Below are 25495 nucleotides of genomic sequence, written 5' to 3' on the forward strand. Positions count from 1 at the left end.
CCATCGCGGTTTTTTTCGCGCGCGGCGACGCGCAGCTAGGTAGAACCTTTAGATGCGTTGGCAGGAACGCCCCCCCGATCGTCAATCGTGCGAATGGTCGACCGCATTTTCGCGACGTACGCTTGGGTCATCGTCGGCGATCCGTCGCTGCGCTCGCCGCGCTGCGCCGCTCGCCGCTTTCGTCCACTCAGGAGCGCCCATGTCTTCCACGACCGATATCCCGCGCCCGGCGCGCGTCGAACCGACCGACGCGCAGAAGGCCTTCCGCCAGGCGATGGCCCACCTCGGCGCGGCCGTCAACGTGATCACCACCGCGGGGCCGCACGGCCGCTGCGGGATCACCGCGAGCGCCGTGTGCTCCGTCACCGATGCGCCGCCGACGCTGCTCGTGTGCCTGAACCGGTCGAGTGCGATGCATGCGGCCTTCGCGCGCAACCGTCAGGTCTGCATCAACGTGCTGCCGGCCGAGCACGAGCTGCTCGCGCGACACTTCGCGGGGCTCACCGACCTGCCGATGGAACAGCGCTTCGAGCTACCCGTGTGGGATCGCGGCGAACGGGACGTGCCGGTGCTGCGCGATGCGCTCGCGAGCCTGCAGGGCACGATCGCGGAGATGAAGGAAGTCGGCTCGCATTCGGTGATGTTCATCGAGGCGACGTCGATCCGCGTGCGCGACGACGGCGACAGCCTCATCTACTTCAGCCGCGCGTTTCATCGCGTATCGCGCACCGCTTGCGTGCGGTAACGATGCCGGCACGCGGCGCGGCATGCGCGTTCGAGCGGACTACGCGGACGCCCGCAGTGCGCGCTGCCCGGCCGCCAGTGCAGCGCCCGCGAACAGCGTCAGCGCGGAATACACGAGCCCGCGCGCGAGCCCCGCACTGTCCGACACCCAGCCGATCGCGACCGGCCCCGCGATCTGCCCGAACGCGAAGACCGTCGTGAATGCGCTGATGCCCTTCGCCCAGCCGTCGGGCGGCAGGTTGTGCCGCACGAAGGCCGTCGTGGAGGCAACCGCCGACAGGAACGTCGCGCCGAACAGCAAGCCCGACGTGAACGCGGCAGCCGGATGCACGAACAGCGCGGGCATCAGCGTCGCGACGCCGAGCAGCGCGTTGAGCACGGCGAGCGCCTGGCCGCCGCGCATCCGGTCGAGCAGCCCCGACCACAGCCGCGCCGACACGACGGTCGCGACGCCGAGCATCACGTAGAACGCGGCGACGACCGTGCCGCTCATCCCCGCGCCGCGCAGCAGCGCGACGATGAACGTCATGTAGCCGATATAGCCGACGCCGAACAGGCCGTAGCCGGCCAGCGCGAGTGCGAAGCGGGCGGGGCTCGCGGTCGCTGCCGGTTTCGCGCCGTCGGCCGGTGCGACCGGCGCCGCGTGCACGCGCTCGATGCGACGCGCAGCCGACACGGCCACCGCCGAGAACAGCACGCACGCGACCGCGAGTGCGAACCAAGCCGGCTGCCAGCCGTGTACGCGATGCACGAGCGTCGCCGGCACGAGCAGCGACGACGCGACGATGCCCCATCCGGTGCCGCCGTAATAGAGGCCGAGCAGCAGCCCCGCGTCGCGCGGCGCGGCGGACGCGAGCCGCGCGGCCAGCACGCCGCCGCTGATGAAGATCGACGCGCTGCCGATACCCGTCGCCAGCCGCTGCGCGAGCAGCGCGTGCATGTCCGACGTGAGCCCGCTCGCGGCCATCAGTACGGCGGTCAGCGCGCAGCCGGCCGCGAGCAGCGTGCCCGCGCGCCAGCGCCGCGACAGCAGCGGAAAGGCAAGCGCACCGATCAGGTAGCCGGCCGCGTTCGCCGTGTTCAGCGCGCCGGCCTGCGCGAACGTCCAGCCGAGATCGGCCTTCATCGGCGGCAGCAGCAGCGCATACGAAAAGCGTGCGAGGCCGAGCGCGATCGCGCTGCCGAGCGACAGACGGATTGCGAGCCGCCACGCGGCCATACGGCCGGGATCGGTTGCGCCGGCGTCCGGCCGCGAGCGGCCGGCACGCTCCGGTTGCGGCACTGCGCGCATCGGGAGTGTCTCCATCGTTGTTCGATTCCGGGGCTTTCGCCGCCGTCGGTCGATCATACTTGAGCCGCCGTGAAACCGGCGCGCGCTGCCGGCAGAAAACCGTCAGCCGACACTGGCACGCACTATCGCCCGAGTCCGGCCACGAACGCCGCGAGCAGCGCGCGCCCTTCGGGTCATCCGCCCAACCCCGACGCCGCGTTCAGATGGCCGCGTGCGCCAAGCAGAAGCGGCGTCGCGCCCCGTTCCGCGACCCATTCCAGCGCGCGCCCCGACGGATCGTACGGATCGTCCGCGCTTGCGATCGCCAGCACCGGCGCGCGTCCGAACCGACCGCTCGGCAGGTTCGCGAACGCGGCGGCGGCAACCGGAAAGCGCGGCCCTGCCGGATCGGGCACGGCCACGAGAAACGCGCCGCGCACCGCGCGCGCCGACACCGCATGCCAATGCGCGAACAACAAGCAGCCCAGCGAATGACCGATCACGAGCGGGGGCGTCGCCGCGCTCGCCACGGCCGCGTCCAGCGCCGCCGTCCAGTCGGCCAGGTCGGGCGCATCCCACGAAGCCGGCGCGATGCGCGCGGCGCCGGGAAACATCGTCTCCCAATGACTCTGCCAATGATCCGGTCCCGAATTGCCGATACCCGGCACGATCACGATCGCCTGATCCATCACGCTCTCCGTCAACGAAAAGCCCGAGTGTGACCACGCGCCGGCCGGCGCGGAATGGCAAGTCATCGGTTATTGAGACAAAATGCCGATGAATCAACGGTACCGGAGGACCGTCATGCCGGACGAAGCACTGGATCGCCTGGATCTTGCGATCCTCGAAGCGCTGCAGGAGAACGCGCGAACGCCGCTATCGGAAGTGGGCAGGCGCATCGGGCTGTCGCAGCCCGCGACCTCGGAGCGCGTCAAGCGGCTGGAAGAACGCGGCATCATCGCCGGCTACGGCGCACGGATCGATCCGGCGGCGCTGGGGTTGGGCATGACGGCCATCGTCCGGCTCAAAACGACTCACGAACACATCAAGCCGGCGCTGCGCACGTTCGCCGAGATGCCGCACGTCATCGAAGTCCATCGCATGACCGGCGACGACTGCTTTCTGCTGAAGGTGCTGGTGCCGACACCGGGCCAACTCGAAACCCTCATCGACGCGATTGCCCGCTTCGGCGCGGTCACGACTTCGCTGGTGCTGCGCTCCGAACCGACCAAGGCGATCGGAAAGGCGTTGCTGGGATGACGTGCGGATCGGCTGCGTGACACATGAATCGGCGGACCGGTTCGAGCGCGAGGCGATCGCGCACGCGTTTTTCTCGAATGACATAAAGCGCAGCAATCCTGGCAATTGAATTCAAATTAAAAATAACCTGATTGATTTCGTCGATCCGGATTTCTTCAAATAAAAAAATGATGCGCGATCCGTCGCTCGTTTTATCCGGTTTTTCCAATATGTGAACCGCCATTGACTCGTGTTTAGCACGTCATGGCTAAAAACATTGCAGCACATTGCATTCGCAAATTCACCAGACTAATATCGACGCCACTCGTCCGGTATTCACAAAATCCGGAACGAGGAGCGGCAATATTTTTGCCGCGCTTTCATGTTGAATCACTCATGTTCACCACAGGAGAATTGACATGCAGGAAACTCGGCAGATCGAATTGCTTGACTGGATGCAGGAAGACACGCACCCCGAGGCCGTCGACATGATGGTCGAGGACGCCGTGGTGCCGTTCGGCACCGCGCTCTGGCCGGTCTGAGCGGGCCACCCGTTCTCGCGGAAGGGCCGCGGCCCTTCCGCCGCTTCCGGAGATACGCATGCTGAACCTGCACCGCGCGCTCGGCTTTCACCCGGCGCTGCGCGACAAGCTGGCACGCGGCGAATCGGGAAAACTGCTGGTCGGCTACGACACCCGCAATCGCGACGTCGCGTTGCGCGCCTTTTCCGCCCTGCCCGACTCACTCGCCGCGACCACCCTCTGCCTCGAAAGCACCCCGCCCGCCGACATCGCCGCCGCGCTCGTCGACGCCGACCTGTTCGTGCTGCTGTACGACTCGTCGTGCCTGCCGACGCCGTCGCCGAGCGGGCCGCCGTTCCTCGCCGCGATCCGCCCCGCGATCGTCGAGCACTGGAGCAAGTCGGTTTTGTTCAAGGATTACGGCCCGCATCTCGACGAGGCGTTCGCCGAATCGCTCGACGACATCGCCGCACGCAACGGCCGGCTGATCGAGGCCGCCGCACGCGCGTCGCAGATCCGCTTCGTCGACGAAGCCGGCAACGCGCTGACGGGCTCGCTCGCGCCCGACCAGAAATGGACGAGCGTGGACGGCATGGGCAACCTCGACGTCGTGCCCGGCGAGATCGCGACGCACGTGACCGACCTCAACGGCTCGGTCGTGTTCAGCGGCACGTTTCTCGGCACCGTGCCGTTCGCGATCAAGTACAAGGTGGCCGAGCGGCTCGCGACGCTGCATGTCGAACACAGCACGATCGTCGATTTCGACACCGACGATGCGGGCTTCCGGCGCGATTTCTCGACCTATCTCGACCGGCACGCGAATCACCGGCGGATCGAGGAATTCGGCATCGGCACGAACCTCGGCATACGCGGCCTGTACGGCCGCAACGCGGGGTTCGAGGAACGCCATCCGGGGCTGCATCTGGGGCTCGGCGGCGGCGAAAACGGCAGCCACCATCTCGACCTGATCTTCGCGCGCGGCACGCTCGCATTCGACGAACGGATCGTGTTCGACGGCGCGTTCGCCGTCTGACGCAGCGGCGGATTGCTCAGGCTTCGGCGGCCGCCGCGTCGCCGAGCCACTTGAACATCACGAAGCAGTCGACGAAGCCGAGCCGCGCGTGACGGTATGCGTGCGGCAGCCGGCCGACGATCTCGAATCCCAGCTTCTGCCACAGCGCGACCGCGACCTCGTTCGTCGCGACCACCGAATTGAACTGCATCGCGAGAAAACCGCGCTCGCGCGCCACTTGCTGCGAGTGCTCGCACATCAGGCGCGCGACGCCGCGTCCGCGCGCGGCCTCGCTCACCATGTAGCCGCAGTTGCTCACGTGCTTGCCGGGGCCGGCCGCGTTCGCCTTCAGGTAATACGAGCCGAGCACCACGCCGTCCTCCTCGGCGATCCACGTGCAGAGCGGCGCGTCGAGCCACAGTGCGCGCGCCGCTTCCGGCGTCGGGTCGGGATCGAATGCATAGGTTTCCTGAGCAATGACGATGGCGCGATAGGTCGGCCAGAAGCGCGCGAAATCGTCGTCGGTCATCGGGCGGATCGTGATCATGCGGGGGCTCTCGTGACGGTGATGTAGACAGGCAAGACGGGCAAACGAGCGATCGTACCGCGATTCGTCGCGGGTCGCCTGCTTGCCGCACCGCACTGCGGCACGCCGCGTCAACGCGTGGACGCCTGCGAGAAGCTGGACGGACAGCCGAAGCCGAGCCGCTCGGCCACGGCGCGCGCCCCTTCATCGCCCCATCGATACCGGCCGTTTGGCCGAATCGTCACACGCCATACCGGATGAAAAAATGATCGTCGGCCGGGAAGCGAGCGCCATGCCCTGACATCCCGAGCCACGGCGACGCCGCATGCGCGTCGGCCACCCAGCCATTGCGATGCGAACCGTCTCGCTCCATTTACTTCTTTGTAGTTTATAAGTTACAATACCCTCCAGGTTCGAACTGCTTCGCTATCAGCGCGACGACGGTCGCGAGCCTTTCACCGAAAGGCTGAACGCCGTGCGCGACAAGCTCGCGCAGGCACGAATCCGCGAGCGCCTGCGCCGTGTGCAGGCCGGCAATTTCGGCGACTGCGAGCCGGTCGGCGAAGGCGTGATCGAACTGCGCGTCCATGTCGGCGCCGGCTACCGCGTGTATTTCGGTCGGCACGGCGGCGCCTTGGTGTTGCTGCTGTCCGGCGGCGACAAGGCCGGTCAGTCCGACGACATCAGGCGCGCGAAGGAACACTGGTCGAACTGGAAACGGAGGCAAACATGAACAAGCTCAAAGGCGCGGTATCGCACCACGACGCGGAAGTCGCCGAACTCGGCGCCGATCGCGAGCTCGCGGTCGCCTATCTGCGCGTCGCGATGGAATCGCTCGACGATCCGGAGAACCGCGCGGCCGGCCTGCTCGCGCTGCGCACGGTCGCGGAAGCGTACGGCGGGCTCGGCGCCGTCGCGGCCGAGGCCGGCATCAGCCGCGAATCGCTGTATCGCACGCTGTCCCCGAGCGGCAACCCGACGCTGAAAACCCTGCTCGCGGTGCTCAAGACCGTCGGCCTGCGCCTGTCCGTCGTGCCCGCGCAGCCGTCGCACGCGTAAGAGGCGTACGTCACGCCCTGCCCATTCACGGCGTCACCATCCAAACCAGCAACATCTCGTCCGGCCCGGCCGTCGTCCCCGCCGGCCGATGTGCGATCGTCGGCTCGACCGCCAGCGCGTGCGCAATCGCCGCCGCATCGTCGATCGTCGTCGTGTGCACGAGCGTCATCAGCCGCGCCGGCCGGCGCAGCGTTTCGCGATACAGCGCGCCGTACCACAGCGGCCGCATGCCGAGCGCATCCTGCAACACGTACGGATAACGCCACAACCGCAGCACGAAGCGGCTTTCCGGGTGGGCCGGATCGACGCGGACGAACACGCGCCGCGTGCTTTCTCCATGCGTGTAGCGCGGCAGCACGGGCAGCGTGTCGACGGGCGCCTGCGGCGCCAGCCAGCGCAGCGCGGTGGCCGGCGACCATGGCGTCGCGCGCTGCCAGCCGGCCTGCGCGAGATGACGGACGAGCGTGTCCGACGTCGCGCTCCATTGCAGCGGCAAATATTCCTCGCGATCGCCGCCGATCTCGGTGCGCCGCGTCGGTACGCGTTGCCACCCGCCGCGCAGCCACTGGTCGACGGTCATCGCGACCACATCGCCGACATGCGGACGCGCCGCGCGATCGCGCTGCCATTGCGCGGGCACCGTCCATACGCCGGCCGTCGCGAGCACGACGACGACCGCGACGAGCGCGCCGCGCGGCTGCACGTGCTCGCGCACGCGCCAGTACGCATAGGCGCCGGCGAGCAACGCGAACCACGCGAGCCCGAGGCTCCATCCGCCCAGCAGGCCCGACAGCCAGGTATCGCCGACGTACAGCCGCGCGAAGCCGCCGAGCACGATCCACAGCACGACCGCCGTCACGACCGGAATGCGCCACAGCGCGGGCCGGTCGCGCGTGAGCAGCCAGCCGAGGCCACTGCTCGCGAGGATCGCGAAGGCGGCGTCGGCATCGGGCAGCGGCACGTGCAGCGCACCGGGCGGCAGGCTCGCGGGCGTCGCGCCGGGCACGCCCGCGCCGAATGCCGGCACGAGCACGACGGCGACGCCAACCGTCGCGAGCCACCATGCGGCCGTCAGCCAGCAGCGATGGATCATCAGCCAGACGAGCAACGCGGCCGCGACGATCAGCCCCGTGTCGTGTCCATGCAGGATGGCGAGCGCACTCATCGCGGCGTCCGCGGGCGGCGTGCGCAGGTTCTGCAGGAACGCATACAGCGCGATGTCCGCATGCATCAGCGGATCGTTCGCGACGACGTCCTGCACGATCCCCGCGAACAGCCACACGCAGCCGATGAACAACAGCGCGAGCACGGGCACCGCGCCCGGCAACCCGCGCAGGTACGCGATGCCGTCGTGCAGCCGCGCGCCGAACCGCGGCCAGCGGCGCGCGCATGCATGCACGGCTTCGGCGAGCGCGCGGCGCAACAACGGCCAGCCGCGCCGCAGCGCGACGCGCACGCCGATCCACACGAGCGCGACCAGCGCGGCCACGACCAGCAGGATCGCGGCGACCCGCACGCTGATCGCTGCGGCGAGCGCGGCCGACGCGCCGAACAGGATGCCGGGTGCGATGTGGACAGGCGCCCACACGAGCGCCGAGATCACGTTGACCGGATAGAACGACCGGCGCGGCAGCGTCGCGCAGCCGACGACGACCGGCACGACCGCACGCACCGGCGCGAGAAAGCGCGCGAGCACGATGCTCTTCGTCCCGTGACGCAGCACGAACTCCTCGCCGCGCGCGTAGGCGCTCGCATAGCCGAAGCGCGTCCACGCGTTGCGGATCATCCCGCGGTAACGCCGCCCGAGTTCGTAGCTGATCCCGTCGCCGATCACCGCGCCGACGGCCGCGACGCCGATCGTCGCCCATGCGTCGAGCGCGCCCGCGCCGATCAACGCACCGGCCGCGAACATCACGGCGCCGGCCGGCACGATCGTGCCGATCAGCGCGATCGCCTCGGCGCAGGCGGCCACGAACACGATCGCCAGCACGAGCAGCGGATGCGCGCCGATCGCGCCGATCCACGCGTGGATCGTGTCGCTCATCGCACACTCCCGGACGGGGCGGCCCGGTGCGCGAACGGCGGGCCGGCAGGGGGATCGGATACGTTCATCGCGACATGCGCACGCTCGCCGGTGGCGGGGTCAGGGATCAATCGAACTCGTGGTGCCGCGCGTCGGCCTCGAGCGGTGCGTCGCGGTAGCCGACCGTCGCGATCTCGTGCAGATAGCGCGCAAGAAACGCGCCGATCGAGCCGGCGGCCTCGTATTGATGCACATGCCGGAATTCGTGCGTCAGCAGGCGGCGTGTGTCCTGCCCGCGCAGCACGTAGACCGCGTGACCGAGCGTGAGGCCGATCGTCCCGGGCGACAGCAGCCCCGTGTCGCGGGCGATCGCCGCGAGCGTCGGCGTGTCGGGAAACGGCATGCGGTCGACCGCCACCACGCGGATCCGGTCCGGTTGCACGACGCCCACCGTGCGCGCGTCGTCCGCTTGCGCCGGCGTCAGCGGCGCCCCCAGCGCGAGCCCGCGCACCGCCTCCGCTTCGGCCCACGCGACGGCGGCGGGCAATGCGGACGGCAGGATATCGGCAAGGTCGATCATCGCAGGGGCTCCTCGGTTCGCGCGGGTGGCATCGGGCACCAGTTTAGTCCCGATTCGGAACGGTTCGCGGGGTGGTTCCGGCGCTGCCGCGCAAGCCCGCGTGGGCTGCAACGACCACCGGGAATACCCTGATTCGCATGGGCTGCGCACGGTATGCTTTCCCGTGAATTATTTCGCCGCGGTGCACAGTCCGCGATCAACCATCCCGAAAATTTCGCGAACGCGTACCGTTTTCGGGTTCGGGGGAATATATTGATCGGAAGAACGGCCGCGGCGACAACCCGAACAGCAATTCGCGGCGTCATCCCGAAGAGGATCGCTGGAAGATGATCAGGGTAATTCTGGCTGACGATCACGCAGTCATGCGGGACGGGCTGCGTCACATCCTGGAGCAGGCCGGCGGTTTCGAGATCGTCGGCGAGGCGAGCGACGGCGCGGGCACGCTCGCGCTGGCCGAGCGCGCCGCCGCCGACGTGCTGCTGCTCGACCTGTCGATGCCCGCACCGACCGGCATCGAGCTGATCCGGCTGGTCAGGCGTCATGCGCCGTCGCTGCGCACGCTGGTGTTGACGATGCACGCGGAAACCCAGTACGCGGCGCGCGCGTTCAAGGCCGGCGCCACCGGCTACCTGACGAAAGACAGTGCGACCGCCGAGCTCGTCGAGGCCGTCGGCAGGGTGGCGGCGGGCGGCGTCTACGTGAGCCCGTCCGCGGCCGAAAGCCTCGCTCACACGCTGCGCGAGCCGGCTCAGGCGCTGCCGCACGAGCGACTGTCCGCGCGCGAGCTCGACGTGATGCACCGTATCGTCGCGGGCCGGACCGTCACGCAGATCGCGTCCGAACTCGCGCTGAGCGCGAAGACGGTCAGCACGTACAAGACGCGGATTCTCGAGAAGATGGCGCTGCCGCACGAAGCCGCACTGATCCGCTACGCGGTGCGGCACGATCTCGACTTCGACGCCGACGACGCATGACGGCCACCTTCCGCCTCCCGCCCGCACCGCCGCCGCCGGACGACGACGATCCGGACACGTCGCGCCTGTTCATGTCGTCGCTGCCGCCGGGCCGGCGCGAGCGGCGGCTCGCGCTCGCGACGGTACTCGTCTCGGCCGCGATCTTCGCCGCGCTCGCGCCGTTCGCGGCCCTGCCGCTCGCGCCGGGCGGCGCGTTCATTCCCGTGTACCAGTCGGCGATCGTCGTCAACGACATGGTGACGGCCGGCCTGCTGCTCGGCCAGTACGCGATCCTGCGCGAGAAGCCGCTGCTCGTGCTGGCGGGCGGCTACCTGTTCACGGCGTTCATGGCCGGCACGCACATGCTGACCTTCCCCGGCCTGTTCGCGCCGACCGGCCTGCTCGGCGCCGGCGAACAGACCACCGCATGGCTGTACCTGTTCTGGCATGGCGGCTTTCCGCTGTCGGTCGCCGCGTACGCGCTGCTGCGCGCGACGTCGCGCGGGCGCCCGGCCCCGGCCCCGCAGCGGCGCGCGGCGATTCCGGTCGTCCTCTGCATCGCGGCCGCGGTCGGCGCGACCGTCGCGCTCGCGCTGTTCGCGACCTCCGGCCACGACCTGCTGCCGCGCATCATGAGCGGCAACCGGATGACCGCGACGATGACGAACGCGATCACGGTCGTCTGGGGGCTGAACCTCGTCGCGCTGATGCTGATGTGGCGGCAGCGGCGCCGCCATTCGGTGCTCGACCTGTGGGTGATGACGGTGCTCGTCGCGTGGCTGTTCGACATCGCGCTGTCGTCGATGCTGAATCACGGCCGCTTCGACCTCGGCTTCTATGCGGGGCGCGCGTACGGTCTCGTCGCGTCCGGCGTCGTGCTGTTCGCGATGCTGTTCGAGAACGGCCGGCTGCATGCGCAAACGGTGCGCGCGCTGGCCGGCGCGCGCTACCAGCATCTGCTCGTCGCGCAGAAAAGCGCGCAGTTGAACGATGCGAACGAACGGCTCGAACAGCGCGTCGCCGCGCGCACCGCGCAACTGAGCGCGTCGAACCGCGACCTGCGGCGCGAAGTCGAGGAGCGCGTGCGCGCGGAACGGGCGCTGCAGGCGTCGCGCGAGGAACTGCGCGAGATCGCCGCGATCAGCGCCAGCGCGCGCGAAGCCGAGCAGCGCCGCATCGCGCGCGAACTGCACGACGAACTGGCGCAGACGCTCGCGACGCTGAAGAACGATCTCGAATGGCTGATCGACCACGTGCCGCAGGACGACGCCTCGCTCGCGCGCAAGATCGCGGCGATGCATGCGCTTGCGCGCGGCGCGGTGGCCGCGACGCGCCGCATCGCGTCGGACCTGCGCCCGCTGATGCTCGACGATCTCGGCTTCGCGGCGGCGATGCAATGGCTCGTGGAGGATTTCCGGCACCGTCACGGGATTGCCTGTTCGCTGCACGTCGAGCCGCCCGAACTGCAACTCGACGAGCCGTACGCGACGGCCGTGTTCCGCATCGCGCAGGAAGCGCTCGCGAACGTCGCCCGGCACGCGGCCGCGTCGCACGCGAGCGTCGAACTCGTGTCCGGCAGCGAAGCGATCGTGCTGACGATACGCGACGACGGCGCGGGATTCGATCCCGCGGTGCCGCGCAAGTCGGGTTCGTTCGGGCTGGTGGGGTTGCGCGAGCGTGCGTACCTGGTCGGCGGCACGCTGCGGATCGCGACGACGCTCGGCGAAGGCACGACGGTCGAGGTCGAGATTCCGCTGTCGCCGGCGCCGGTCGGGCATGGCGAGCTCGGGGCTTCGCCGCGGTAGATCAGGGCGGCGAAAGCCCCCGCACGACGGTGACTTAGCCGACCGCCTTCATCGAGCGCGCCGCTTTCAGCATGCGCTCGAGTTCCGCGCGGACGTTTACCGCATCGATGTATTCGCCGGTCCGCCGCGCCTCGTCGCGCGATGCCAGTCCACGTGCGACGAACTCGCGCGGCGCGGGGCGCGCAACGTCATCGCAAGACATGTTCATCGTCGTCGCTTTCTTCATTTCCTGCTCCATTCGTCGCATGTGCATCGCATGGTAGCGCGCTGGCGTACTTGCCGTCGAACCGGCATGCGTCGTCCAGTTTCAGCATCATCGGAAACCGGCCGACGCTGCGACAGCGACGCACGCCATCACGCCCGCGCCGCCACCATCCCCCGCTCCGAGCGCGTCCACGCGACCAGCGCGCCGATGCCGAGCAGCGCGAGGCACACGATCGGCACGATCATCGGCCCGAACGCGGTGCCCGTCATCTTGCCCGCGAACGGCATCAGGTTCTGGCTGAAGAAGCCGCCGAGGTTGCCGATCGAGTTGATCGCCGCGACGCTCGCGGCCGCGCGCGCGCCGGTGAAATAGCGCGGCGGCATCGACCAGAAGCACGGATACAGCAGCGGAATGCACGCGCCGCCGAGCACGAGCGCGACGAAGCGCAGCGGCGTCGACGGCAACACGAGGCTCAGCAGGAAGCCGAGCGCGCCCAGCGCCGCGACGATCGCGATCGTACGCAGGATGCTCTTCGCGCGACGCAGCTTCGCCGGCAGCCACAGCAGCAGCACCACCGCGAGCGCCCACGGCAGCATGCTCAGGAACCCGTTGGTCGTGCTCGACACGCCGAACGATTTCACGAGCGTCGGCAGCCAGTACGTGACGCCGTACAGCGACGTCGACATCAGCATGTAGGTCGCCGCGAACAGCATCACGCGCGGATCGAGCAGCGCCTTCCACGGCTGGCCGTGCTCGGCCTGCGCCGGCTTCTCGCGCTCCAGCGCGGCCGCGACGATCTGCTTCTCGCGCTCGTCGAGGAACGGCGCTTCGCGGAACGAGGCGGGCAGCACGCGAAACACGACGATCGCGACGATCACCGCCGGGATGCCCGTCGCGACGAACACCCACTGCCAGCCCGCCAGCCCCCACAGGCCGTTCAGGCTCAGCAGCACGCCGCCGACCAGCGAGCCGAGCATGTTCGCGAGCGCGCTGCCGAGCGTGAAGATGCCGAGCACCTTCGCGCGGTAGCTCTGCGGAAACCACAGCGTCAGGTAATAGATCACGCCCGGATAGAAGCCGGCCTCGGCGATGCCGAGCAGGAAGCGCAGCGAGCAGAACACGGGCATCGACGTCGTGAAGCCCATCAGCACCGTGATGAGCCCCCACGTCAGCATGATCCGCGCGAGCCACACGCGTGCGCCGTAGCGATGCAGCGCGAGCGTGCTCGGTACCTCGAACAGCAGGTAGCCGATGAAGAACAGCGACGACGCGAGCCCGAACGCGGCTTCCGTCATGCCGAGGCTGTGCACCATCTGCAGTTTCGCGAAACCGACGTTCTGCCGGTCGATGAATGCGATCAGGAACATCACGACGAGGATGGGCATCAGGCGCCGCGCCATCTTCGACATGATGCGCCGTTCTTCGGCGGACGCGGGGTCCAGGGTATCGGTAGCGTTCACTTCAGGCTCCTTGCGTGAATCGGTTGCGTGTCGGTTGCATATCGGTTGAAACGGCACCGCGCGTGACGAACGCGCCGGCGTCAGGTGGTTCGGTGAATGGATCCGGATCGCGGCGGACGCGGCTCAACCCGACCGGTAGTCGTCGAGCATCGGCGCGAACATCTCGTGCCACGCGCGCGGCTTCGCCTTGATCGTGCCGGCCAGATACAGGAATTCGACGTAGTCCATCAACTGGTTCGGCAGCACCGAGAAACGCGTGTCGGGCGCGGCGAGCATCCGCATCACGTCGTCGTGCGACACGCCGACGCCCGACGACGACGCGTAGAGCGCGGCCGCCGCGCGCGGGTCCTGCGCGATCAGGCGGTTCGCTTCGTCGAGCGCGCCGAGAAACGCGACGGCCAGCTCAGGCTGCGCATCGACGAGCCGCTTCGGCGCGAACACGACGTCGAGCGTCAGCGGGCCGAGCACGTCGACCGAACTCACGACGCGATGGATGCCCGGCTGCCGCAATTCGAGCGTCGAGAACGGCGGCGACGTGAAATGCGCGGTCACGCCGTTCTCGCGGCGGATCAGCGCCTGCATCGCCTGCGGATGCGGCAGGTTCACGGTGATCGAATCGAGCTGCGCGAAATGCCTGGCGCCGAGCTGCCGGCTCGCGACCATCTGCAGCACGACTGCCGACAGCGACGTGCGGATGCCCGGCACCGCGATCCGGTCGGACGGCGTGAACTCGCGCAGCGACACGAGGCCCGGCCGGTTCGCGTTCAGCGACAGCGACGTGGTCGACAGCCCGCTGATGCCGATCACCTCGACGTTCGGAATGCCGCGCGCCCGCGCCCACAGTTCGATGAACCCCGGCGCGCCGGCGCCCGCGAAGTCGAGCGTGCCGGCCATCATCGCGTCGTTGACGGAATTGCCGCCGTCGAGCAGCACCCATTCGACCGCGACGTCGCGCACGCCGTGGCGCGCCGCATGCCGCTCGAACAGTCGCTGCTTCTCCATCACGAGCAGCGGCAGGTACAGCACGCCATAGCCTTTCGAGATCCGCACCGTGCGCGGCGTCGCCCGCACCCGCGCCGGCGCGGCGAGCACGCCGAGCCCGGCGGCGATCAGCGCGCGGCGGCGCGGCGACATCGTCATGCGCACGCCGCCGTGCGGCGGGCGGCCAGCGGCCACGCGCAGGCCGGCGTGGCGCCGCGGCGCGCGTTCGTCGTGCCCGTGACATGCTGCATGTTGCCGTCTCCTTGAATATTTCTGGTATTAATGCCGTCCTTGACCCTGCTTCCGGCTCGACACAGGTTATCGACCGAGTCTGAGAAAATGCTGACATCCCGGCCCCGGGAAAACCCCTAGTCCACCTACCTGCAAACGGCATCATGCGCATTCTCGTCGTGGAGGACGATGCGGAAATCGGCGCGGCGATCCGCAGCCGCCTGGCCCGGCTCGGCCACGCCGTCGATCTCGAAACCGACGGCGCGACCGCGCACGGGCTGCTGCGCGTCGAGCGCTTCGATCTCGTCGTGCTCGATGCGAACCTGCCCGGCATGGATGGCTTCACCGTGCTGCGCAACCTGCGCGCGTCCGGCAGCACGACGCCCGTGCTGCTCGTCACCGCCCGCTCGGCGATCGACGACCGCGTGAGCGGCCTCGGCCTCGGCGCCGACGACTACCTCGTGAAGCCGTTCGACTATCGCGAACTCGACGCGCGCGTGCAGGCGCTCCTGCGCCGCAACAGCGGTCACGCGAACGACGTGCTGACGCTCGGCGGCCTCGTGATCGACCGCAGCAGCCGCCTCGCGGAACTCGACGGCCAGCCGCTGTCGCTGTCGCGCCAGGAATTCGCGCTGCTCGAAATCCTCGCGAGCCGCCCGCAACGCATCTTCTCGAAGGAAGAACTGCTGAATCAGTTGTTCAGCTTCGGCAACGAGCCGACCGCGAACGCGGTCGAGCAATACGTGACGCGCGTGCGCCGGAAGCTGCAGGGCAGCTCCGTCGAGATCCGTACCGCGCGCGGAATGGGGTATCAGATTGCCGCGCATTGACTGGTTCCCGAAGACGCTGTTCGGGCGCACGCTGCTGTTCATCGCGCTCGTCGTCGCGACCGGCGCGCTCGCGCTCGCGGCGATCGCGCGCTACTACGCGGGCGTCGCGGCCGAACGCGCGTACGACCAGTTGCTGGCGGGCGCGTCGATCCAGGTCGCCGAAAACCTCTACGTGCAAGGCGGCGTGCTCGCGCTGAATCCGCCGGTCGCCGCGCTGTCGACGCTGTCGCGCTACGACCTCGTCTACTACAAGGTCGTCGATTCGCGCGGCGTGGTCGTGGCCGGCTACAACGATCTCGCGAGCGCCGCGACACTCGCCGCCGCGAAGCAGGGCCCCGCGTTCGCGAATGCCGTCTACCAGGGGCACCCGATCCGCACCGCGACGATCGCCCGCTACATGCCCGAGGAAAGCACGCCGGGCTGGGCGCTCGTGACGGTTGCGCAGACAACCAATGCGCGTCAGCAGCTGACGAACGACATGAGCATCAAGGTGTGGACGCTGATCCTGCTGATGAGCGTGCTCGCGATCGGCGCGAGCGGCCTCGCGATCCGGCGCGGCCTGCGCCCGCTCGCGCGGATCGGCACGATCATCGCCGCGCGCGACCCGGCCGACCTGCGGCCTGTGGCCGTCGATACGCCGAGCGAGATCGACGCGATCATCGGGTCGATCAACGGGCTGATGCGACGGCTCGCGGAGCGGATCAACGCAATGCAGCGCTTCATCGCCGACGCCGCCCACCAGATGCGCACGCCGCTCGCGCGGCTCGACGCGCAGATCGAGCTGCTCGACGGCGAGGCCGACCCCGCGCGCCGTGCGGCGCGGCTCGATGCGCTGCGCGCGACCTGTGCGGACGTCGGCCGGCTCACCGGCCAGTTGCTCAATCATGCGATGGTGATTCATCGCACCGAGGCCGTGCCGCTGCAACCCGTCGAACTCGTCGCGCTCGCGAAAGAGGTGCTGGGCCGCACGATTCCGCTCGCCGGCGAGCGCGACGTGGCCGTTGCGTTCGCGAGCGACGCGCCGCAGGCATGGATCGACGGCGATGCGATCAGCCTTCAGGAAGCGCTGTCGAACGTGCTACACAACGCGTTGCTGCACGGCCATGCGGACGACATCGTCGTGTCGGTCGCAACCCGAGGCAACGCGGATCGGGCGGTGACGCTGACCGTCACCGACAACGGGCGCGGGATGCCGCGCGAGCACTGGGACGCGGCCTTGCAACCGTTCGTGCGGATAGCGCCGGACGGCAGCGAGCGCCGCACGGGGTCGGGACTCGGGCTCGCGATCGTGCAGGAAGTGATGAAGGCGCATGGCGGGCGCGTCGGGTTCGCGTTTCCCGATGCGGGCGGGTTCGCGGTGGTGTTGACGTTTCCGCGCGCGGCGGAGACGCACGCGAATCACGCGTAAAGTGAAGGCCCCCTACACCGCCACCGCCTCCCCACCGAGATACGCATCGCGCACGCGCTCGTCGTCGAGCAACGCCTTCGCCGGCCCTTCCAGCACGACGCGGCCCGTCTGCAGCACGTATCCGTAGTGCGCGATCTCCAGCGCGAGGCTCGCGTTCTGCTCGACCATGAACACCGTCACGCCCTGCCGGTTGATCGCGTCGATCAGTTCGAGCACCTTGTCGACGTAGAGCGGCGACAACCCCATCGTCGGCTCGTCCATGCAGATCAGTTTCGGCCGCGCCATCAATGCGCGCGCCATCGCGAGCATCTGCTGCTCGCCACCCGACAGCGTGCCCGCGCGCTGCGCGAGCCGCTCGCGTACGCGCGGAAACAGATCGAGCACGCGTTCGTAGTCGTCGGTCACCGCCGCGCGATCGCCGCGCGTGTAAGCGCCCATCAGCAGGTTCTCGCGCACGCTCATGTCGCCGAACAGCCGCCGCGCCTCCGGCACGGCCGCGATCCCGCGCCGCACGCGCTGCGGCGTCGCGAGCGCCGTCACGTCGTCGCCGTCGAAACGCACGACGCCGCGCTTCGGCCGCATCAACCCGAGAATCAGCTTCATCGTCGTCGACTTGCCGCTCGCGTTGCCGCCGAGCAGGCTGACGATCTGCCCGCGGCCGACTTCGACGTTCACGTCGAAATGCACCTGCACGGGCCCATAGAACGTGTCGAGGTGTTCGAGTTTCAGCAGTGCGTCCGTCATGGTCGTATCGGGTCTCGAAGAAAATACGCTCATGCGGCCGCCTGCACGGCACGACCGGCCGACGGGCCGCCCGCATGACGGCGGCCGAGATAGGCCTCGATCACGCGCGGATCGTGCCGCACGTCGCGCGGCGCGCCTTCGGCGATCTTCACGCCGTTGTCGAGCACCATCACGCGGTCGGACACGCGCATCACGAGTTCGAGCTTGTGCTCGATCAGCAGGATCGTCAGGCCGCGCGCCTTCAGCGACTGGATCAGTTGCAGCATCTCGGCGGTCTCCGTCTCGTTCATCCCGGCCGTCGGCTCGTCGAGCAGCAGCAGGCGCGGATGCAGCGCGAGCGCGCGGCCGATCTCCACGCGCCGCCGGTTCGCATACGACAGGCTGTGTGCCGGATGATCGATGCGCGGCGCGAGCCGTTCGCCGAACCCGGCGACGATCGCGCGCGCCTCTTCGCGCAGTTCGGCCTCCTCGCGCCGCACCGAGGCCGGCCGCACGAGCGCGCGCAGCACTTCGGCAGCCGCGCCGAGCGCGGGCCAGCCCGGCCGCGCCGCACGCAGCCGCGCATGCGCGCCGATCAGCACGTTGTCCAGCACGCTCAGGTTGCCGAACACGCGGCCATGCTGGAACGTGCGCGCGATACCGAGCGCCGCGAGTCGTTCGGGCGCGGTGCCGGTGATGTCCCGGCCGTCGAACGTCACGCGGCCGGCATCGGGCCGGTCGGCGCCCGCGATCAGGTTGAACAGCGTCGACTTGCCCGCGCCGTTCGGGCCGATCACGCTCAGCAGTTCGCCGTCCGCGAGGGTCAGGCTCGCGCCGTCGAGCGCGGTCACGCCGTCGAAGCGGCGTGTCAGGCCTTGCACGTCGAGCAGGGGTCGAGTGGTCGTCATCGCATTCCTCCTCACACCGTGCCGAGCAGGCCCTGCGGCCGGAACCGGACCAGCAGCAGCAGCACGAGGCCGTAGATCAGCATCCGGTAGTCGGCCGCCCAACGGAACAGCTCGGGCAGCCCGATCAGCGCGATCGCGCCGACGATGCCGCCGAGCACGTTGCCGAGCCCGCCGAGGATCACCATCGTCAACGCGAGGATCGACACCTGCGAATCGAAGGTCTGGTGATTGATGTAGCTGTACAGGTGCGCGGCGATCCCGCCGCTCACGCCCGCCGCGACGCCGCCGACCGCGAACGCGATCGCCTTGTAGCGGTTCGGCGCGATGCCGTGCGCACGCGCGGCGACGTCGTCCTCGCGCACCGCGCGCAGCGTGCGGCCCAGATGCGAACGCAGCAGCCGCACCTGCACGAGCGCGAACACGACGAGCACCGCGAGCGTGAACCAGTACGCGGCGCGCGCGGTCGTCGCCCACGGCAGCGGCGCGATGCCGGTGATGCCGAGCGGGCCGCGCGTCAGGCCGTCCCAGTTCAGGATCACGAGGCTCACCACTTCGCCGATGCCGAGCGTCGCGATCGACACGTAATGCCCGCGCAGCCGGAATGCCGGATAGACGAGCAGCGTGCCGAGCACGGCCGTGACCGCGCCTGCGCACGGAATCGTCACGGCGGGCGACCAGCCGAGATCCGACGACAGCAGCGCCGACGCATACGCGCCGATCACGAGCAGCGCGGCGTGGCCGAGCGAGATCTGCCCGACCGTGCCCGCGACGAGCGTGAGGCTCAGCGCGAGCAACCCGTACAGCCACGCGTTGGTCAGCGTCTGCAGCACGTAAGGCGATGCGCCGAGCCACGGCAGCACGGCCGCCGCCGCGATCAGCACGACGAGCACCGGGCGCGGCACGCGCACGGCTTTCGCGGCGGCGAGGAAGGTGCCGGTCATCGGCTCCGGCGGCAGCGCGCGGTTCGCGCTGAACAAGCCGTTCGGCCGCCACACGAGGAACACGATCAGCAGCCCGAACGCGAACAGGTCGCGATAGCTGGTGCCGAACAGCGCGACGCCGTAGCTTTCGACGAGACCGAGCAGCAGGCTGCCGGCGATCGCGCCGGGCACGTTGCCGAGCCCGCCGATCAGCAGCGCGACGACGCCCTTCAGCGTCGCCTGGAAGCCCATCGCCGGATCGATGCTGTTGTAGTACATGCCGACCAGCAGCCCGCTCACGCCGCCGAGCGCGCACGCGATCGCGAACACGGTCTGGTTCACGCGGTCGACGTCGACGCCCATCTGCAGCGCCGCGTCGCGATCCTGCGCGGTCGCGCGCACGGCCCAGCCGAGCCGCGTGAAGCGCAGGAAGCCGTACAGCAGCGCAGCCGCCGCGAGGCCGATGCCCGCGATCAGCAGGTCGAGCGAGCCGAGCGTCGCGCCGGCGATCCGCACGTGCCAGTCGGGCAGCGGAGTCGGCACCGCGCGCGGGTCCGCGCCGAACGCGAGTTGCGCGAGCTGGTCGAGGATGAAGCTGATGCCGATCGTCGCGAGCAGCGGCGCGATGCGCGCGGCATGGCGCAGCGGCCGCAGCCCGATCCGCTCGATCGCGATGCCGAGCGCGCCGCAGCCGACGACCACCGCCGCGAGCGCAAGCGGCAGCGGCAGCCCGAAGCGCGTCAGGCAGAGCCAGCCGATGAATGCGCCGACCATGTACACCGAGCCGTGCGCGAAGTTGATCAGGTGCGACACGCCGAAGATCAGCGCGAGCCCGACCGCGAGCAGCGCGTAGATGTTGCCGACGATGAGGCCGTTGAGCGTGTAGTCGAGCCAGGAAGCCATCACGATGCGTCCGTCAGGTGCAGGCGGTTCATGTCGGGCTCAGCGCGCCGCGAGCTGCGGCTTCGCGCCGTCCCACAGCGCCCACTGCCCCTGCTTCACGACCAGATACACGGTGCGCGCGCCCGCGACGCGGCGCGTCTGCGGATCGAAGCGCACCTTGCCGAAGATCACGCTCGGCACGTCGGCGACCTTCGCGAAACCGTCGTGCGCGGCCTGGCGCGTCGTGCCGTAGCGGCGCAGCACTTCCGCCGACAGGATCAGCGCATCGTAGGCGCGCGCCACGAACGAATCGGGATCCGCGTGGAATTTCGCACGATAGCGCTGCACGAACGCCTGCACCTCGGGGCGCGGTTCGGCCGGAAAGAAGTTCGATTCCGTATAGACGCCTTCGACGGCCGTGCCGCCCAGTTCGAGGAACTTCGGCGAATACACGGAGCCCACCGCCGCGATCGGCAGCGCGACGCCCGACGTGCGCGCCTGGCGCACGATCTGCGCGCCGTCCGCGTAGTACGAGATCAGCACGATCGAATCGGGCTGCGACGCGCCGATCCGCACGAGCGTCGAGCGGAAATCCTTCTCCGTCGGCTGGTAGCCTTCGGCCGCCACGACCTGCGCGCCGAGCCCGGTCACGGCCTTCGCGAAGATGTCCTTGCTGGTGCGGCCCCAGTCGGTATTCAGATACAGCACCGCGATCCGCTTGAAGCCGAGCGCCTTCACCGCGTAGCGCGCGAGCAGCGGCTGCTCCTCGGCCTGGCTCAACGCGGTGCTCCACAGATAATCGCCGCCCTTCGTGAAATCCGGATGCGAATTCGTGAAGCCGAACTGCACCAGCTGGCCGCGCTGGTAGATCGGCGACGCGGCCATCGACGTCGCGCTCGAGAAATCGCCGAGCTCGATCGCGATGCGCGGATCGGCGACGAACTTCTGCGCGATCGCCACCGCCTGGCGCGGGTCGCTGCGGCTGTCCTGGAAGTCGATCGCGAGCGGCCGGCCGTGAATGCCGCCGCTGCTGTTGATCTCGTCGAGCGCGAGATCGAAGCCGCGCTTCCACTGCTCGCCGTATTGCGCGTCCTGGCCCGTGAGCGGCCCGCTCACGCCGATCACCACCGGCTCGCCCGATACGCCGGCCGCGAGCGCGCCGCCCGTCGACAAGCCCCATGCGGCAGCGAGCGCCGCCACCGTGCCCAGCACGCGTCGCCATGCGCCGCGCGCGTCGTTCCCCGAAACGTTCATGCGTCCCCCAACGTCAGTCAGTCGAAAAGAGTGAGGGCATGTAACCATCCGGTTCAGGACGATCCAACGAAGTTTTGCGCATATCGATATCGCACGCGGCGCGAAGCAGGCGACGCTCGTGAACGGCCGCCCATCCGTCGCACGTCGAGCGACGTGCCAACACCCACCGCATCGCGTTGATTCGATTGACGTTTCGTTCTCGTCACCCCGTGCAACCGGCGCGCATGCGCATCCGACCGGCCGCCGCGGCAATCGCGCGCTTCGCAGTTTTCCCGCTGTCGATAGCAAAAATCATTATATGAATCGCGCATGCTCGCACTCCTACAATGCGCAAATTGCATCATCGGAACGCGTCATGGAGCTGCATCAACTCGAAGCCTTTTCCGCGGTCATGTCGGCCGGCAGCGTGACCGGCGCGGGCGAACTGCTCGGCCGCTCGCAACCGGCCGTCACGCGGCAGATCCAGGAACTCGAAGCCGATCTCGGCTACGCGCTGTTCGACCGGCATGGCCCGCGCGTCACGCCGACGCGACGCGCGTTCCTGCTGTACGAGGAAGTCGAACGCTCGCTGGTCGGCCTGCGCGCGATCGAGGCGCGGGCGCGCGCGCTCGGCGACGAAAGCGCCGAACCCGTGCGCATCGCGGCCACGCCGTCGCTCGCGGCCACGCTCGTACCGGCCGCGCTCGCCGCGCTGCCCGACGGTGCGCATGCGCCGCACTATCAATTGCGCAGCGAATCGGCCGAGCATGTCGTGCACGAGGTGCTGGCCGGCACGGCCGATGTCGGCGTGCTCACGCTGCCGATGGCGCATGCCGGGCTCGACGTGCAGTGGATCGCGCAGACGCCGTGCGTGGCCGTGCTGCCCGCCGGCGACCCGCTCGCGGCAAAGCCGCGCATCGCGCTGCGAGACCTCGCGCGGCGCCGCATCGTGACGGTCGCGAACCGGCACCGGTTGCGCCAGCGGATCGACGCGGCGTTCGCCGCCGCGCGCGTAGAAGCGCGCGTATTCATCGAAACCAACGCGTCGCTGAATGCGGTCATGGCCGCGCGCGCGGGCATCGGGATCGGCATCGTCGATCCGGCCACGGGCGTCGCGCTGCCGGTGGACGGCGTCGTCGCACGCCCGCTCGACGTCGACATCCCGTTCGCATTCGGCGTCGCAACACCGGCCGGCAAGGCACGCACGGCGGCCGTCGATGCGCTGCTCGATGCGCTGCATCGCACGACGCGCGCGCTGCTCGACGACGTGATCTTTCACGACGCCGCCGCGCACGACGCGCTGCTGCGCGGCGACCGGCTGCGCACCGATCGCGCGACGCGCCCGCCTCGCCCGGCACGGACTCGCCGCGCGCGCCCGGAGGCCGCATGACAACCCCGCTCGACGCACTCGAAGCGCGGCTCGCGCAGGACCTGCGCTGGCTCGACCTGCCCGCGCCGTCGTGGGTGCCGCCGCGCGAAGCGGACGGCGCGCGCGTGCTCGACGTCGCGATCGTCGGCGGCGGCATGGCCGGGCTCGCGGCCTCCGCCGAGCTGCGCCTGCTCGGCATCGACAACCAGTGCGTGATCGACCGCGCGCCGGCCGGCTACGAAGGCCCGTGGGTCACGTTCGCGCGAATGGAGACGCTTCGCTCTCCGAAGCAGCTTGCGGGCCCCGCGCTCGGCCTGCCCGCGCTGACGTTCCGCGCATGGTTCGAAGCGCAATACGGCCACGACGCATGGGACGCGCTCTACAAGATTCCGCGCCCGCAATGGATGGACTACCTGCGCTGGTATCGGCGCGTGCTCGACCTGCAGGTGCGCAACGACACGGCGCTCGTCGCGCTGCGCCCGCGCGACGACGGGCTGCTCGCGCTCGACGTGCGCGGCAACGGCGAAGCGCGGACGCTGCTCGCGCGGCACGTCGTGCTCGCGACCGGCCGCGACGGGCTCGGCGGTCCGTACGTGCCGCCCGTCGCGCAACGCGCGCCGCGCATGCGCTGGGCCCATTCGTCCGAGCCGATCGACTTCGCCGCGCTCGCGGGCAAGCGCGTCGGCGTGGTCGGCGCGGGCGCGTCCGCGTTCGACAACGCGGGCACCGCGCTCGAAGCCGGCGCCGCCCGCGTCGACCTGTTCTTCCGCCGCGCGGACATTCCGCGCATCAACAAGCTGACGGGCATCGGCAGCCCGGGGCTCGTGCACGGCTACGCGGATCTCGACGACGCGACGAAGTGGCGCTTCATGCACTACGCGCTGACGTCGCAAACGCCACCGCCGCGCGACAGCGTGCTGCGCGTGTCGCGCCACGGCCATGCGCATTTCCATGCGGGCAGCCCGATCGACACGCTCGCCGACCGTGCGGACGGGCTGGAAGTGACGACACCGCGCGGCCGCTACACGGTCGACTTCCTGATCTTCGCGACGGGGTTTCATTCGGACTGGGCCACGCGCGAGGAATTCGCGTCGTTCGGCGCACACGTGCGGCGCTGGAAGGATCGCTATCGGCCGGAACCGGCGCTGTGGCTCGACGAGCTGGCCGAGTCGCCCGATCTCGGCCCCGCGTTCGCGTTCCAGGAGCGCGAGCGCGGCGCCTGCCCGGCCGTCACGCGAATCCATTGCTTCAACCATGCGGCGAGCCTGAGCCACGGCAAGCTGTCCGGCGATATCCCGGCCATCAGCGCGGGTGCGCAGCGGCTGGCACGCGGCATCGCGAGCCGCTTGTTCGATGCCGATCGCGAGCGCCACTACGACGCACTCGTCGCCTACGCGAACGCGGAGTTGCAGGGCGACGAATGGCGCGACGCCGATGCCCTCGATCACTTTGACGACGAAGGAAAACCGAAACGATGACTGACTCCATCACGCCGGCCGTCGTGCCGGATACGATCGACGCGGCAGCCGGCCTGCGCGAAGGCGACGCCGTCGCCACGCTGCGCCGCGCCCGCGACAAGGTGCGGTTGCCGACGCAACTGAGCGAAGCCGCGCTGTTCGATCCCGCGTTGCCCGATCTTTCGCCGATCGAACGGCTGCATGCGGCGCGGTATGTCGCGCGGCAGTCGAATGCGCACGCGCTGGCCGACATCTATCGCGCCCGGCTGCTCGACGCAGGCGGTACGCTCGACGACATCGAACGGGCGGATGCCGATGCGTTCGACGCGCTACCTCGACGCCTCGGCGCAATCCTCTTGCACGCGAAACGCCTGACGCACGCGCCGGCCGACGCGCGCGCATCCGACCTCGACGCGTTGAAGTCGGCCGGACTCACGACGCCCGCGATCGTCGCGCTGTCGCAGCTCGTCGCGTTCGTCGCGTATCAGTTGCGCGTCGCCGCTGCCGCGCGGGCGCTTCAGGCACGTACCGCGAAGGAGGCCGCATGACGACTGCCGCCCACGGCTTCACGTCCGATACGCTCGGCTGGCGCGCCTGGCTCGACACGGTGTCGCTCGACGCGGCGACGCCCGATCAGCTCGCGGTGCTCGAAGCGAGCCATCCGCAAGCGAAAACGTCCGACTATTACCTGCTGCTCGTCCATCTTCCCGAGATCCTGCGGCAGCGCTCGGCCGTGTTCAACGCGATCATGTACGGCCCCGGCGGGTTGTCGCGCGCGGAGCGTGAACTGGCGAGCACGGCCGTATCGCGCGTGAACGGCTGTGTGTACTGCGCGTCGGTGCATGCGCAGCGCTTCGCGCAGCTCGCGAAACGCACCGATGCGATCGAACAGGTGTTCGACGATCCGGCAACGGCCGGCACGACGGCGCGCGAACGCGCGATCGTCCACTATGCGATCGCGTTGACCGAACGGCCCGATGCGATCGACGAGCACGACATCGCGGCGCTCGAAGCCGAAGGGTTGACGCACGAGGAGATTCTCGACCTGTCGCACGCCATCGCGATCTTCGCGTGGGCGAACCGGTTGATGCTGACGCTCGGCGAGCCGGTGTTCCCGGCACCGGCGGCCAATGGCTGAGCGCACGGAAGGACGTGG

At 69.4% G+C, this 25495-nt stretch carries 26 protein-coding genes; 14 read left to right on the plus strand and 12 right to left on the minus strand.

Going from position 1 to position 25495, the window contains the following annotated elements; genetic code table 11:
* Positions 1 to 199 precede the first annotated feature (199 nt).
* Positions 200 to 745, plus strand: coding sequence for a 4-hydroxyphenylacetate 3-monooxygenase, reductase component (gene hpaC / locus WT53_RS24150; protein ID WP_034205444.1), 546 nt, complete (start codon positions 200 to 202; stop codon positions 743 to 745).
* Positions 746 to 784: 39 nt separating this feature from the next.
* On the opposite strand, the gene WT53_RS24155 is transcribed toward hpaC, so the two are convergent.
* The gene (locus WT53_RS24155) at positions 785 to 2035 is read right to left on the minus strand and encodes a YbfB/YjiJ family MFS transporter (RefSeq protein ID WP_034205445.1); all 1251 of its coding nucleotides are present in this window, start codon (positions 2033 to 2035) and stop codon (positions 785 to 787) included.
* Between the two features lie 173 nt (positions 2036 to 2208).
* A complete protein-coding gene (locus tag WT53_RS24160) occupies positions 2209 to 2703 on the minus strand; it encodes an alpha/beta hydrolase (RefSeq protein WP_052100138.1) in 495 nt (164 codons plus the stop codon).
* 115 nt (positions 2704 to 2818) lie between these two features.
* Here WT53_RS24160 and WT53_RS24165 point away from each other — a divergent pair, with 115 nt between their 5' ends.
* From WT53_RS24165 to WT53_RS24175, 3 genes are all read left to right on the plus strand, one after another.
* Entirely contained in the window at positions 2819 to 3274 is a 456-nt protein-coding gene (locus WT53_RS24165; RefSeq protein WP_034205446.1) for an Lrp/AsnC family transcriptional regulator, read from the plus strand.
* 398 nt (positions 3275 to 3672) lie between these two features.
* Positions 3673 to 3795 (plus strand): hypothetical protein, encoded by a 123-nt coding sequence (locus WT53_RS34230; protein ID WP_006752127.1) that lies wholly within the window; start codon positions 3673 to 3675, stop codon positions 3793 to 3795.
* Between the two features lie 58 nt (positions 3796 to 3853).
* Positions 3854 to 4807, plus strand: a complete 954-nt coding sequence (locus tag WT53_RS24175) for a leucyl aminopeptidase (aminopeptidase T) (protein WP_034205447.1) — start codon at positions 3854 to 3856, stop codon at positions 4805 to 4807.
* 16 nt (positions 4808 to 4823) lie between these two features.
* Here WT53_RS24175 and WT53_RS24180 read toward each other — a convergent pair whose 3' ends face one another.
* The gene (locus tag WT53_RS24180; protein ID WP_034205448.1) at positions 4824 to 5333 is read right to left on the minus strand and encodes a GNAT family N-acetyltransferase; all 510 of its coding nucleotides are present in this window, start codon (positions 5331 to 5333) and stop codon (positions 4824 to 4826) included.
* Positions 5334 to 5712: 379 nt separating this feature from the next.
* Between WT53_RS24180 and WT53_RS24185 the strand changes: the two genes are divergently transcribed.
* Positions 5713 to 6045, plus strand: coding sequence for a type II toxin-antitoxin system RelE/ParE family toxin (locus tag WT53_RS24185; protein WP_034205449.1), 333 nt, complete (start codon positions 5713 to 5715; stop codon positions 6043 to 6045).
* Positions 6042 to 6371, plus strand: coding sequence for a DNA-binding protein (locus WT53_RS24190; protein WP_034205450.1), 330 nt, complete (start codon positions 6042 to 6044; stop codon positions 6369 to 6371). The genes WT53_RS24185 and WT53_RS24190 overlap by 4 nt, the downstream gene beginning before the upstream one ends.
* A gap of 25 nt (positions 6372 to 6396) precedes the next feature.
* Here the strand turns inward: WT53_RS24190 and WT53_RS24195 are convergent, their stop codons facing one another.
* Together WT53_RS24195 and WT53_RS24200 are read right to left on the minus strand one after the other, a co-directional pair.
* Positions 6397 to 8415 (minus strand): VTT domain-containing protein, encoded by a 2019-nt coding sequence (locus WT53_RS24195; protein WP_034205451.1) that lies wholly within the window; start codon positions 8413 to 8415, stop codon positions 6397 to 6399.
* Between the two features lie 106 nt (positions 8416 to 8521).
* Positions 8522 to 8974 carry a hypothetical protein gene (locus WT53_RS24200; RefSeq protein WP_034205452.1) on the minus strand — a complete coding sequence of 151 codons (453 nt, stop codon included), beginning with the start codon at positions 8972 to 8974 and terminating at the stop codon, positions 8522 to 8524.
* A 326-nt stretch (positions 8975 to 9300) separates the two neighbouring features.
* On the opposite strand from WT53_RS24200, the gene WT53_RS24205 reads away from it, so the two are divergent.
* A complete protein-coding gene (locus WT53_RS24205; RefSeq protein WP_034205453.1) occupies positions 9301 to 9948 on the plus strand; it encodes a response regulator transcription factor in 648 nt (215 codons plus the stop codon).
* Positions 9945 to 11732 carry a sensor histidine kinase gene (locus WT53_RS24210; protein ID WP_034205454.1) on the plus strand — a complete coding sequence of 596 codons (1788 nt, stop codon included), beginning with the start codon at positions 9945 to 9947 and terminating at the stop codon, positions 11730 to 11732. The genes WT53_RS24205 and WT53_RS24210 overlap by 4 nt, the downstream gene beginning before the upstream one ends.
* A 34-nt stretch (positions 11733 to 11766) precedes the next feature.
* On the opposite strand, the gene WT53_RS24215 is transcribed toward WT53_RS24210, so the two are convergent.
* The 3 genes from WT53_RS24215 to WT53_RS24225 all read right to left on the minus strand — a co-directional run bounded on the left by WT53_RS24215 (position 11767) and on the right by WT53_RS24225 (position 14537).
* Complete coding sequence (locus tag WT53_RS24215) at positions 11767 to 11958, minus strand: hypothetical protein (RefSeq protein ID WP_230624819.1); 192 nt, start codon at positions 11956 to 11958, stop codon at positions 11767 to 11769.
* 128 nt (positions 11959 to 12086) lie between these two features.
* Positions 12087 to 13397: an MFS transporter gene (locus tag WT53_RS24220; RefSeq protein ID WP_034205455.1), complete on the minus strand. Its 1311-nt coding sequence runs from the start codon at positions 13395 to 13397 to the stop codon at positions 12087 to 12089.
* A 123-nt stretch (positions 13398 to 13520) separates the two neighbouring features.
* Entirely contained in the window at positions 13521 to 14537 is a 1017-nt protein-coding gene (locus tag WT53_RS24225; RefSeq protein ID WP_034205456.1) for an ABC transporter substrate-binding protein, read from the minus strand.
* A 236-nt stretch (positions 14538 to 14773) separates the two neighbouring features.
* On the opposite strand from WT53_RS24225, the gene WT53_RS24230 reads away from it, so the two are divergent.
* A complete protein-coding gene (locus tag WT53_RS24230; RefSeq protein WP_034205457.1) occupies positions 14774 to 15439 on the plus strand; it encodes a response regulator transcription factor in 666 nt (221 codons plus the stop codon).
* Positions 15426 to 16847: a sensor histidine kinase gene (locus WT53_RS24235; RefSeq protein ID WP_034205458.1), complete on the plus strand. Its 1422-nt coding sequence runs from the start codon at positions 15426 to 15428 to the stop codon at positions 16845 to 16847. The genes WT53_RS24230 and WT53_RS24235 overlap by 14 nt, the downstream gene beginning before the upstream one ends.
* Positions 16848 to 16859: 12 nt before the next feature.
* Here WT53_RS24235 and WT53_RS24240 read toward each other — a convergent pair whose 3' ends face one another.
* Genes WT53_RS24240 through WT53_RS24255 form a run of 4 tightly spaced genes read right to left on the minus strand, consistent with a single transcriptional unit; the run spans position 16860 to position 21534 of the window.
* Positions 16860 to 17624 (minus strand): ABC transporter ATP-binding protein, encoded by a 765-nt coding sequence (locus WT53_RS24240; RefSeq protein WP_034205459.1) that lies wholly within the window; start codon positions 17622 to 17624, stop codon positions 16860 to 16862.
* Positions 17621 to 18478, minus strand: coding sequence for an ABC transporter ATP-binding protein (locus WT53_RS24245; RefSeq protein WP_034205460.1), 858 nt, complete (start codon positions 18476 to 18478; stop codon positions 17621 to 17623). Before WT53_RS24245 ends, WT53_RS24240 begins: the two co-directional genes overlap by 4 nt.
* Positions 18479 to 18489: 11 nt before the next feature.
* Positions 18490 to 20301 (minus strand): ABC transporter permease, encoded by a 1812-nt coding sequence (locus WT53_RS24250; protein ID WP_034205461.1) that lies wholly within the window; start codon positions 20299 to 20301, stop codon positions 18490 to 18492.
* Positions 20302 to 20340: 39 nt separating this feature from the next.
* Positions 20341 to 21534 carry an ABC transporter substrate-binding protein gene (locus WT53_RS24255; RefSeq protein ID WP_060261879.1) on the minus strand — a complete coding sequence of 398 codons (1194 nt, stop codon included), beginning with the start codon at positions 21532 to 21534 and terminating at the stop codon, positions 20341 to 20343.
* 355 nt (positions 21535 to 21889) lie between these two features.
* Here WT53_RS24255 and WT53_RS24260 point away from each other — a divergent pair, with 355 nt between their 5' ends.
* From WT53_RS24260 to WT53_RS24275, 4 genes are read left to right on the plus strand one after another with little or no spacing between them, the layout of a single operon-like run.
* Positions 21890 to 22903 (plus strand): LysR family transcriptional regulator, encoded by a 1014-nt coding sequence (locus WT53_RS24260; RefSeq protein ID WP_034205463.1) that lies wholly within the window; start codon positions 21890 to 21892, stop codon positions 22901 to 22903.
* Positions 22900 to 24360, plus strand: coding sequence for an NAD(P)-binding domain-containing protein (locus WT53_RS24265; protein ID WP_034205464.1), 1461 nt, complete (start codon positions 22900 to 22902; stop codon positions 24358 to 24360). Before WT53_RS24260 ends, WT53_RS24265 begins: the two co-directional genes overlap by 4 nt.
* Positions 24357 to 24887, plus strand: a complete 531-nt coding sequence (locus tag WT53_RS24270; protein WP_034205465.1) for a CMD domain-containing protein — start codon at positions 24357 to 24359, stop codon at positions 24885 to 24887. Before WT53_RS24265 ends, WT53_RS24270 begins: the two co-directional genes overlap by 4 nt.
* Positions 24884 to 25477, plus strand: coding sequence for a peroxidase-related enzyme (locus WT53_RS24275; protein WP_034205466.1), 594 nt, complete (start codon positions 24884 to 24886; stop codon positions 25475 to 25477). The genes WT53_RS24270 and WT53_RS24275 overlap by 4 nt, the downstream gene beginning before the upstream one ends.
* Positions 25478 to 25495 lie beyond the last annotated feature (18 nt).

Source organism: Burkholderia sp. MSMB2157WGS (assembly GCF_001532755.1).
Taxonomy (GTDB): Bacteria; Pseudomonadota; Gammaproteobacteria; order Burkholderiales; family Burkholderiaceae; genus Burkholderia.